This is a genomic window from Streptomyces sioyaensis, assembly GCF_004122735.1.
GTDB classification, from domain to species: domain Bacteria; phylum Actinomycetota; class Actinomycetes; order Streptomycetales; family Streptomycetaceae; genus Streptomyces; species Streptomyces sioyaensis.
In genome coordinates this window covers 24,259-34,872 of sequence record NZ_SDIF01000069.1, presented here as the reverse complement: position 1 = coordinate 34,872, position 10,614 = coordinate 24,259, and the positions used below count along the sequence as shown (strand labels likewise).

Sequence of the window (10,614 nt, the reverse complement as noted above, 5' to 3'; positions counted from 1 at the left end):
CGGACGTAAAGCGAAGCAGTCCGGACACCCACCCGCGGAGGCCCGTCACCGCACCCGACAGCCCCGCGCAGCGGACCTGCCCGCCGCAGGCGCAACGGCGACCAGCCACCGCGGCGGGACAGCCGACAACGTGGGGCGCGCCGCAAAGCGCAAAGGCGAGCAACCCCCACGGCGGGAAAGCCGACAACGTGGGAGCCAAGCAGAGCGCAGCGAATCGTGGGGAGACGTTCTCCGGCTGGAAAGATCCCCTTGGTTCCCTCCACGCACGGTGCGCCGAGAACAGCCGTATGCGTGTCGCCCTCGTCACCGAATCCTTCCCGCCCGATGTCAACGGCGTAGCCCACTGCGCCCTGGAAACCGCCCGGCACCTCGTCCGGCGCGGTCATGATCCGCTCGTCATCGCACCGCTCGGTGGCGCCGCGCCGGCCTCCGGTACCCAGGAGAGCCCCTGCCCCGTGGTCCGCGTGCCCTCGGTGCCGCTGCCCGGCTATCCGCAGGTGCGGATCGCGCTCCCCGGGCGGCGGCTGTCCGCCGCGCTCGCCGGGCACCGCCCCGACCTGGTGCACCTCGCCAGTCCCTTCGTCCTCGGCGCCCGCGCGATGGCGGCCGCCACCCGGCAGCGGGTGCCCGCGATCGCCGTCTACCAGACCGACCTGGGCCGTTATGCCCGTACTTACCTCGGCGGCGGTGCGGCCACGGCCTGGCGGCGCATCAAGGCGGTGCATGCCGCCGCCGACCGCACCCTGGCGCCGTCCAGTGCCGCCCTGCTGGATCTCACCGAGCACGGTGTGCCGCGGGTGCATCTGTGGCCGCGCGGTGTCGACTCCGAACGGTTCCACCCCGGGCGGCGTGACGCGGTGCTGCGCAGCTCGCTGGCCGCGGGGCGGGAGCTGCTGGTGGGGTACGTGGGCCGGCTGGCGCCGGAGAAGGAGGTCCGGCTGCTGGCAGAGACCTCGCGGCTGCCGGGCGTGCGCACCGTCGTCATCGGCGACGGCCCCAGCGCTGCCGGGCTGCGGGCCGCGCTGCCGGAGGTCCGCTTCATGGGCCGCCGCACCGGCGACGAACTCGCCCGTCTCTACGCCTCGTTGGACGTCTTCGTGCACACCGGGCCGTATGAGACCTTCTGCCAGACCGTGCAGGAGGCGATGGCCTCGGGTGTGCCGGTGGTGGCGCCGCGGGCGGGCGGCCCGCTCGACCTGGTGGACCACGGCCGTACGGGGCTGCTGGTGACACCGGGCGACGGCGCCGCCTTCCGGGACGCGGTGCGCTTCCTGGCGGGCAGCGCCGAGCTGCGCGCCCGGTACGGTGCCGCGGCCCGTGGCGCCGTCGCGCAGCGCACCTGGGAGGCGGTGGGCGACCAGCTGCTGGCCCACTACGAGGCCGTGCTGAGCGACCGGACGGCGGTGGCGGCATGACCGCGCGGCACGACTCCGGGAGGGGCCTGCGCATCGTCCGGATCGCCAACTTCGTCACCCCGGCCTCCGGCGGGCTGCGCACCGCACTGCGCGAACTCGGCGCGGGCTACCGGGCCGCCGGCCACGAGCCGGTGCTCATCGTGCCCGGACCGCCGCGGCCGGACGGGACGGGCACGCCGGCCCGGATCCACGACGAGGACACCGCACAGGGACGGGTGATCACCCTGCCGGGGCCGGAACTGCCGGGCAGCGGTGGCTACCGCATGCTCACCGACCGTCCCCGGTTGCAGCGGCTGCTGGCCGCGCTGGCTCCCGACCGGCTGGAGGTCTCCGACCGTACGACGCTGCGCTGGACGGGGGAGTGGGCGCGCCGGGCCCGGGTGCCGGCGATGATGGTCTCGCACGAGAGCGTGGACGGGGTGCTGCGCACCTGGGGCGTCCCGCAGCCGCTCGCCCGCGCCGCCGCGGACCGGCTCAACACCCGTACGGCGCACGCCTACAGCCGGGTCGTGTGCACCACCGAGTGGGCGGCGGCGGAGTTCACCCGGGTCGGCGCGCGCAACGTGGTGCGCGCACCGCTCGGTGTCGATCTCGACGCCTGGCATCCGGACTGCCGCAGCGCCGCGCTGCGCCGGCGCACCGCGGGCCGGGCGGAGGTCCTGCTGCTGCTCTGCTCCCGGCTGTCGCAGGAGAAGCGGCCGGGACGGGCCCTGGACGCCCTGGCCCAGCTGCGGCGGCGCGGGGTCGACGCGGCCCTGGTGGTGGTCGGTGACGGCCCGCTGCGCACCCGCCTGGAGGCCCGGGCACGGGACGAGCGGCTGCCCGCGGCGTTCCTCGGGCACCTCGCCGACCGGTCCCGCCTCGCCGCGCTCCAGGCCGCCGCCGATGTCGCGCTGGCGCCCGGACCGGCCGAGACGTTCGGGCTGGCCGCCCTGGAGGCGCTTGCCTGCGGCACGCCGGTGGTCGCCAGCGCGGCCTCGGCGCTGGCCGGCCTCGTCGGCAGCGGCGGCGACACGGCCCTCGACGACGGGCCCTCGTACGCCGATGCCGTCCAGCGGGTGCTGGCCCGGCCCGAGCCCGCCCGGCGCGCGGCCGCCCGCCGGCGGGCCGAGGGCTACGGCTGGCAGCCCGCCGTCGACGCCTTCCTGGCCGCGCACGACGCGCCCGCCCCGCTGGCCCGTTCCCTCGCCGCCGCGGCCTCGCCGTACCCGGCCGGTCCGAGGGGCGGGTGGTGAAGGTGAGGTTGCAGGGGACGGCGACCGGCGACCGCTTCCCGGTTCCGGCCCGTTTCGTCGCGCTCGGTGACTCGCTGACCGAAGGCCTCGGCGACCCCGTTGCGGGCGGCGGTTGGCGCGGCTGGGCCGCCCTGCTGTCCGGGGCGCTGGGGGAGCGGCCGGGGGGCGTGGAGCTGGTGAACCTGGCGTGCAGCGGCGCACAGACGGCGGACGTGGCCGAGCGGCAGCTGCCCCTGGCACGGGAGCTGCGTCCGCGGTTCGCCTCACTGATCGTCGGGGCGAACGACACCCTGCGCGCCGCCTTCGCCATCGAGCGGGTCACGGCCGCGCTGGACCGGGCGCACGGCGCGCTGAGCGCCGACGGGGCCGTGGTGCTGACGGCCTGTCTGCCCGACCCCGGCCGGATGCTGGGGCTGCCCGGGCCGCTGGCCCGTCCGCTCGCCCGCCGGATGCATGCGGTCAACACCGTGGTCCATGCGGTGTCCGCCCGCTACCAGGGCGTGCATCTGCACCTCGCCGACCACCCCTGGGTCGCCGAGCGCGCCTCGTGGAGCGTGGACCGGCTGCACCCCAGCGAGCGCGGCCACCGGCTGCTGGCCCGCGGCTTCCATACAGCGCTCACCGCCGCCGGCCTGTCGGTCGGGCCGCCGCCCGCGCTCGCCCTCGACGGCCCGCCGCCGACCCGCGCCGGATCGGCCGTGTGGATGGCGACCCGCGGCACCCGCTGGGTCGCCGACCGGTGCACGGACCTGCTGCCCGGCCTGCTCTCCCTGGCCCTGAAGGAGTGCCGGCACGGTGTGGCCGGCTCCGGCCGGCTGCTGGACGCCGCGGCCGAGCGCGCCACCCGCACCGCGCTCGCCGCCCTGACCGAGCCGGGCGGCGCCGCGCTGGGGAAAACCGCCGGGACGGTGAAGGGCGCTGCGACAATGGCAGGATGACCGGGCGCTGGGAGTTCTGGATCGACCGCGGCGGCACGTTCACGGACGTCGTCGGCAGGCGGCCGGACGGGCGGCTGGTCACCGGCAAGCTGCTCTCGCACCACCCCGAGCGCTACCGGGACGCCGCGGTGGCCGGCATCCGGATGATGCTGGGGCTCGGCCCGGACGAACCGGTGCCCGCCGAGCGGGTCTCCGTCGTCAAGATGGGCACCACCGTCGCCACCAACGCCCTGCTGGAGCGTAAGGGCGAGCCGACCGTCCTGCTGACCACCGAAGGCTTCCGGGACGCACTGCGGATCGCCTACCAGAACCGGCCGCGGATCTTCGACCGGCACATCGTGCTGCCCGAAGCGCTCTACGACCGGGTGATCGAGGTACCGGAGCGGATCGGCGCACATGGCGAGCTCGTCCGGCCGCTGGACGCCGAGCCCGTCCGCCGGGCGCTGATCCGGGCCCGTGCGGACGGCCTGCGCAGCGCCGCCGTCGTGCTGCTGCACGGCTACCGCCACACCGACCACGAGCGGGCTGTCGCCGAGCTGGCCAGGCGCGCGGGCTTTGCGCAGGTCAGCTGCTCGCACGAGGTCAGTCCGCTGATGAAGCTGGTGCCGCGCGGGGACACCACCGTCGTCGACGCCTACCTCTCCCCGATCCTGGGCCGGTACGTCGACGAGATCGCCACCGAACTCCCCGGTATCCGGCTGATGTTCCTGCAGTCCAACGGCGGACTGCGGCAGGCCGAGCACTTCCGCGGTAAGGACGCGGTGCTGTCCGGACCCGCCGGCGGCGTCGTCGGCATGGCGCGCAGCGCCGCCGAGGCCGGCGGCCACGACCGGGTGATCGGCTTCGACATGGGCGGCACCTCCACCGATGTGTCGCACTACGCGGGCGAGTTCGAGCGGGTCTTCGGGAACGAGGTCGCGGGCGTGCGGATGCGCGCCCCGATGATGAACATCCACACCGTCGCGGCCGGCGGCGGCTCCGTACTCCACTTCGACGGCCGCCGCTACCGGGTCGGCCCGGACTCGGCCGGCGCCGACCCGGGCCCGGCCTGCTACCGCCGCGGCGGACCGCTCACCGTCACCGACGCCCAGGTGATGCTCGGACGCATCCAGCCCGCCCACTTCCCGGCGGTCTTCGGACCGGACGGCGACCAGCCGCTGGACGCCGAGGTGGTCCGCGCCCGCTTCGCCGAGCTCGCCGCGCGGGCCGCCGCCGAGACCGGGGACGACCGCGGCCCCGAGGAGGTCGCGGCCGGCTTCCTCGACATCGCCGTGCTCAACATGGCCAACGCCGTCAAGAAGATCTCCGTCCAGCGCGGCCGCGACATCACCCGCTACGCCCTCACCAGCTTCGGCGGCGCCGGCGGCCAGCACGCCTGCGCGGTCGCCGACGCGCTGGGCATCGGCACGGTGCTCGTCCCCCCGCTGGCCGGGGTGCTCTCCGCGTACGGCATCGGCGTCGCCGACGCCACCGCGATGCGCGAACAGGCCGTCGAGGCGGAGTTCACCGACCCCGATGCGCTGCGCCGGGTGCGCGAGGTCTGCGACGCGCTCGCCGGGCAGACCCGGCGCGAACTCCTCGACGACGGGGTTCCGGACGAGTCGGTCACCACGCGGGCCAGGGTGCTGATCCGCTATGCCGGGACCGACTCCACCATCGGCGTCCCGCTGGCCGACGCCGACACCATGACCGCCGACTTCGTCCGGGCACACCGCACGCGCTACGCCTTCACCATGGACAAGCCGCTGGTGGCCGAGGCGGTCTCGGTCGAGGCGCGCGGCACGGCCGGCGGCGCACGCGGGTACGAGGCCGGATCCGGCGGCCGGGAGGGGGAGTTGCGGCCCGCCGCGACGGTCCGGATGTACACGGCCGGACGGTGGCGGGACACCGGCCTTCACCGGCGCACCGACCTGCGCCCGGGCGATGTCCTCACCGGCCCGGCGATCATCGCCGAGCAGGACGCGACCACGGTCCTCGACCCCGACTGGCAGGCCGAGACGGGCGAGTCGGGCCACCTCCTGCTGACCCGGACCCGGCCGCGTACCGACCGGGTCGCGGCCGGCACGGAAGCCGACCCGGTGATGCTGGAGGTCTTCAACAGCCTCTTCATGGCCATCGCCGAGCAGATGGGCGTCCGCCTGGAGAACACCGCACACTCCGTCAACATCAAGGAGCGCCTCGACTTCTCCTGCGCCCTCTTCGACGCCGACGGCAATCTGATCGCCAACGCTCCGCACATCCCGGTGCATCTGGGCTCGATGGGGGAGTCCATCAAGGAGGTGCTCAGACGCCGCCGCGGGGAGATGCGGCCGGGCGACGTGTACGCGGTCAACGACCCGTACCACGGGGGCACCCACCTCCCGGACATCACCGTCGTCACCCCCGTGTTCGACCAGGACGCGCCGGACGGCGCCGGCACCCCTCCCGAGCTGCTCTTCCTGGTGGCCTCCCGGGGCCATCACGCCGAGATCGGCGGCATCACCCCCGGCTCGATGCCCGCCTTCAGCAGCACCATCCAGGAGGAGGGCGTCCTCTTCGACAACTGGCTGCTGGTCCGCGACGGCGCGCTGCGCGAACGCGCCACCCGCGACCTGCTCACCGCCGGCCCGTACCCCTCCCGCGCCCCGGACGCCAACCTCGCCGATCTGCGCGCCCAGATCGCCGCCAACGAGAAGGGCATCGAGGAACTGCGCCGGATGACCGAGCAGTTCGGCCTGGACGTCGTCCAGGCCTATATGGGGCACGTCCAGGACAACGCCGAGGAATCGGTGCGGCGGATCATCGCACGGCTGTCGGACGGCAGCTGCCGCTACGAAACCGACAGCGGGGCCGAGATCCGTGTCGCGCTGACCGTCGACCGCGCCGCCCGCAGCGCCGTACTCGACTTCGCCGGCACCTCACCCCAGCAGCCCGGCAACGCCAACGCGCCCACCTCGGTGGTGATGGCGGCCGTCCTGTACGTCTTCCGCACCCTGGTCGCCGACGACATCCCGCTCAACAGCGGCTGCCTCAAACCCGTACGGGTCCGCATCCCGGAGGGCTCGATGCTCGCCCCCGTCTTCCCGGCGGCCACCGTCGCGGGAAACGTGGAGACCTCCCAGGCGGTCACCGGCGCCCTCTACGCCGCCCTCGGCGTCCAGGCCGAGGGGTCGGGCACCATGAACAACCTCACCTTCGGCAACGACCGGGTGCAGTACTACGAGACCGTCGCCAGTGGATCGGGCGCGGGCGACGGCTTCCACGGCGCGGACGCCGTCCAGACCCATATGACCAACTCCCGGCTGACCGACCCCGAAGTGCTGGAATGGCGCTATCCCGTCCGGGTCGACGCCTTCACCCTCCGCGCCGGCAGCGGCGGCAGGGGCCGCTGGCACGGCGGCGTCGGGGTCGAGCGCCGGCTGCGCTTCCTGGAGCCGATGACCGTCGCCCTGCTGACCAACCACCGCCGGGTCGCGCCGTACGGCATGGCGGGCGGCGCTCCGGGGGCGCTGGGCGTCAACTCCCTTGAGCGGGCGGACGGTTCACGAGAGGACCTCGCGGGCTGTGACGCGGCCGACGTCGGGGTGGACGACGTACTGGTGATGCGTACACCGGGCGGCGGCGGATACGGGACGCCGGACGACGGCTGAACCGGCGGCCGGCACGGACACCCACCTCTCAGGTCAGCACACCTGGGGCCCCACCCGTCGGACAGGCCTAGCGCATCCGGAGGAACCGGACCGGTGTCCCGGGCGTCGCCTGCGCCGCGGGGGCCAGGAAGCGCTCGGGGACCACGCCGACGACCGGGTAGCCGCCGGTGGTCGGGTGATCGTGGAGGAAGAGGACCGGCAGGCCGTTCGGCGGGACCTGGAGGGCGCCCAGCGGCATGCCCTCGCTGGGCAGTTCACCGGCCCGGGCGCGCTCCAGGGGCGGGCCCTCGGTGTGCAGCCCGATGCGGTTGCCGGCCGGGGAGACCCGGAAACGGCCGGTGACCAGGGTGCGCAGACCGGCCTCGGTGAACCAGTCGTCGCGCGGGCCGGGCAGGAACGGGAGCAGCAGCTCGGTCACCGGGCCCGGGTGCGGGACGGCGTCCGCGGTGGCCGGCGGGCCGTGCGGATCGCCCAGGGGGAGCACCGCGCCCTCGGTGAGCGGGTCGGGCCCGAGGCCGGAGAGCAGATCGGCGGCGCGGCTGCCGAGGACCGGCTCGGTGGCGATGCCGCCGGCGAAGGCGAGGTAGGAGCGCAGCCCGTGGGTGGCCGGACCCGCGTCCAGGACGGCGCCCGCCGGGACGCGCACCGGGGCACCCCAGGGGGCGGGGTGGCCGTCGACGGTCACCGGGCAGGGGGCGCCGGTGACGGCCACGGTGGTGGCCGTACGGACCCGCAGTGCGCAGCCGGTGAGCGTGGTCTCCAGGGTGGCGGCGGACCCGGGGTTGCCGGCCAGGCGGTTGGCGAGGCGGTGCGCGGGCGCGTCCAGGGCGCCGGCGCGTGGCACCCCGAGGTGGGCATGGCCGGGCCTGCCGAGGTCCTGGACGGTCGTGAGCGCACCGGCCCGGACGACCGAGAAGGCGCGGTCGGTCATCAGGCGGTCTCCTGCGGGACGAAGCGGACGCGGGTACCCGGGACGAGCAGCGCCGCCGGCTCCCGGCGCGGGTCCCACAGGACGGTGTCGGTGGTGCCGATCAGCTGCCAGCCGCCGGGGGAGGAGCGGGGATAGACCCCGGTGTACGGGCCGGCGAGGGCGACCGAGCCGACCGGGACCTTGGTGCGGGGGGTGTCCCGGCGCGGCACGTGCAGCGGCTCGGGCAGCCCGGTCAGATAGCCGAAGCCGGGGGCGAAGCCGCAGAAGGCGACATGGAACTCCGTGGCGGAGTGCAGCCGTACGACCTCCTCGGGGGTGACGCCCCACAGGGCGGCGACATCGGCGAGGTCGGGGCCGTCGTAGCGGACCGGGATCCGCACGGTGGGACGGTCTCCCGCGGTCAGCGGCGGAATGTCCCAGGTGGCCAGTTCGGCGAGCAGCCCGCGCGGGTCGGCGAGGCCGTCGAGGAAGACCGTACGGGCGGCCGGCACGATCTCGCGCAGCGGCGGCAGGGCACCGTCGGCGGCCCGCCGGAGCAGTTCGGCGTGCAGGGCCTCGACCTCCTCCGCGCTGTCCAGCTCGATCAGCAGCCCGTGTTCCCCGACCGGCAGCGGTTTCATACGAAGCTCCGGAGGCGGACGCCGGACGCGGTCAGTTCGGACCGGACCCGCCGGGCGAGGTCGGCGGCGCCGGGGGTGTCGCCGTGCAGGCACAGGGAGCGCGCCGTCAGGGCGACGCGGGTGCCGTCGCGGGAGGTGACGGCCTGGTCGCGAGCCATGCCGAGGGCGCGCTTGACGACCTCGTCGGGGTCGTGGATCACCGCGTCCGGCTCGCGGCGGGGCACCAGGGTGCCCTCGGCGGTGTAGGCGCGGTCGGCGAACGCCTCGCCGACGACGGGGAGTTGCGCGTCGCGGGCGGCCTCGTGCAGGCGGGAGCCGGGCAGCCCGAGGACCGGCAGGGCGCCGCCCGCGGCGCGGACGCCGGCGATGACGGCGTGGGCCTGCTCCTCGTCGTGGACACAGCGGTTGTAGAGCGCGCCGTGCGGTTTGACGTAGCCGACGCGGGCGCCGGCGGCGCGGGCGAAGACCTCCAGTGCGCCGATCTGGTAGGTGATCTCGTCGGCGAGTTCGTCCGGCGGGACGTCCATCGCGCGGCGGCCGAAGCCGGCCAGATCGCGGTAGGAGACCTGGGCGCCGATCACGACGCCGTGCCCGGCGGCCAGTTCGCACACCCGGCGCATCGTGGACGGATCGCCGGCGTGGAAGCCGCAGGCGACATTGGCGCTGGTGACGACGGAGAGCAGGGCCTCGTCATCGGTGAGCTGCCAGCGGCCGAAGCCTTCCCCGAGGTCGGCGTTGAGGTCGATGACGCAGGGAGCCGCTGGGTCGCTCATGTCTGTCCGTTCCGGGGTGCTCGATGCCGGTGGGATGCGGGGCGCGGGCGGCCCGTCGGCGGGTGGGGGCGCGCGGTTCGTCCCGGCCGGCCCGTATCCGCAGTGGTGCTCCCCCGAGGGCACGCCAGCCGACCGTCGTCGGGGACAACGTAGGGGATCGTTCAACGATCCGACAAGAGGTGTGCCACATCCGGCGGCGGATGCGTTGTTTCGTCCTCCCGTCTGGGATTGACTTCCGCTCATACGACGCCGGGTGCCGCACAGGCCGCCCCGGTACGGCACGAGAGCGGGGAGCGGCATGACCGGCGGCGCGGCGAAGAACGATCAGGGGCGGCTCACCGAGGTCGCCGGCCTGGAGCGGGACCGTGCCCAGCTGGGGCGCTCCAGTACGGCCGAGCGGGTCGCCGACATCCTGCGCGACCGGATCACCGAGGGCTACTTCCCGCCCGGCGCCCGGCTCTCGGAGGAGAGCATCGGCGGTGCGCTGGGCGTCTCGCGCAACACCCTGCGGGAGGCCTTCCGGCTGCTGACCCATGAGCGGCTGCTGGTGCACGAGCTCAACCGCGGGGTGTTCGTGCGGGTGGTGACGGTCGAGGACCTGGACGACATCTACCGGGTGCGCACGCTCGTGGAGTGTGCGGCGGTACGAAGCCTGGGGGAGGGGCCCTACGGCGCCGCGGCGACCGAGGCCATCGCGGCGATCGAGACCGCCGTACAGGCCGGTGAGGCCGCCTCCGAGGCCCGGGAGTGGCAGGACCTCTCGACGGCGAACATCCGCTTTCACCAGGGAATCGTGGCCCTGGCCGGCAGCCCGCGCACGGAGGAGCTGATGCGGGGGGTGCTGGCCGAGCTCAGGCTGGTCTTCCACGTCATGGCGGACCCCCGGCGCTTCTACGCGCCCTACCTGACCCGCAACCGCCAGATCGTGGAAGTCCTGCAGTCGGGCGACGCCCCCGAGGCCGAGCGGCTGCTGCACGCCTATCTGGAGGACGCGCGCCGTCAGCTGTCGGGCGCCTACGCCGAGCGCATCGCGGAGGGATGAGGCGCGCGGTGTGCACCGCCGCGCGGGGGGT

At 75.0% G+C, this 10,614-nt stretch carries 8 protein-coding genes; 5 read left to right on the top strand and 3 right to left on the bottom strand.

Features of this window, described 5'->3' with window-relative positions; genetic code table 11:
- Positions 1-287: 287 nt before the first annotated feature.
- From EST54_RS22105 to EST54_RS22090, 4 genes are read left to right on the top strand one after another with little or no spacing between them, the layout of a single operon-like run.
- Entirely contained in the window at positions 288-1,415 is a 1,128-nt protein-coding gene (locus EST54_RS22105) for a glycosyltransferase family 4 protein (protein ID WP_129249454.1), read from the top strand.
- On the top strand, positions 1,412-2,650 hold the full coding sequence (locus EST54_RS22100) for a glycosyltransferase (RefSeq protein ID WP_129249453.1): 1,239 nt from the start codon (positions 1,412-1,414) through the stop codon (positions 2,648-2,650). The genes EST54_RS22105 and EST54_RS22100 overlap by 4 nt, the downstream gene beginning before the upstream one ends.
- Positions 2,647-3,588 carry an SGNH/GDSL hydrolase family protein gene (locus EST54_RS22095; protein WP_244942588.1) on the top strand — a complete coding sequence of 314 codons (942 nt, stop codon included), beginning with the start codon at positions 2,647-2,649 and terminating at the stop codon, positions 3,586-3,588. The genes EST54_RS22100 and EST54_RS22095 overlap by 4 nt, the downstream gene beginning before the upstream one ends.
- Positions 3,585-7,217 (top strand): hydantoinase B/oxoprolinase family protein, encoded by a 3,633-nt coding sequence (locus tag EST54_RS22090; protein WP_129249452.1) that lies wholly within the window; start codon positions 3,585-3,587, stop codon positions 7,215-7,217. Before EST54_RS22095 ends, EST54_RS22090 begins: the two co-directional genes overlap by 4 nt.
- Before the next feature lie 67 nt (positions 7,218-7,284).
- On the opposite strand, the gene EST54_RS22085 is transcribed toward EST54_RS22090, so the two are convergent.
- The 3 genes from EST54_RS22085 to EST54_RS22075 are packed head-to-tail and all read right to left on the bottom strand — an operon-like array spanning position 7,285 to position 9,541.
- A complete protein-coding gene (locus EST54_RS22085) occupies positions 7,285-8,148 on the bottom strand; it encodes a 5-oxoprolinase subunit C family protein (protein ID WP_129249451.1) in 864 nt (287 codons plus the stop codon).
- Positions 8,148-8,768, bottom strand: coding sequence for a 5-oxoprolinase subunit PxpB (gene pxpB / locus EST54_RS22080; protein ID WP_129249450.1), 621 nt, complete (start codon positions 8,766-8,768; stop codon positions 8,148-8,150). Before pxpB ends, EST54_RS22085 begins: the two co-directional genes overlap by 1 nt.
- Positions 8,765-9,541 carry a LamB/YcsF family protein gene (locus EST54_RS22075; protein ID WP_129249449.1) on the bottom strand — a complete coding sequence of 259 codons (777 nt, stop codon included), beginning with the start codon at positions 9,539-9,541 and terminating at the stop codon, positions 8,765-8,767. The genes pxpB and EST54_RS22075 overlap by 4 nt, the downstream gene beginning before the upstream one ends.
- A 298-nt stretch (positions 9,542-9,839) precedes the next feature.
- Between EST54_RS22075 and EST54_RS22070 the strand changes: the two genes are divergently transcribed.
- On the top strand, positions 9,840-10,583 hold the full coding sequence (locus EST54_RS22070; protein WP_129249448.1) for a GntR family transcriptional regulator: 744 nt from the start codon (positions 9,840-9,842) through the stop codon (positions 10,581-10,583).
- Positions 10,584-10,614: the final 31 nt, after the last annotated feature.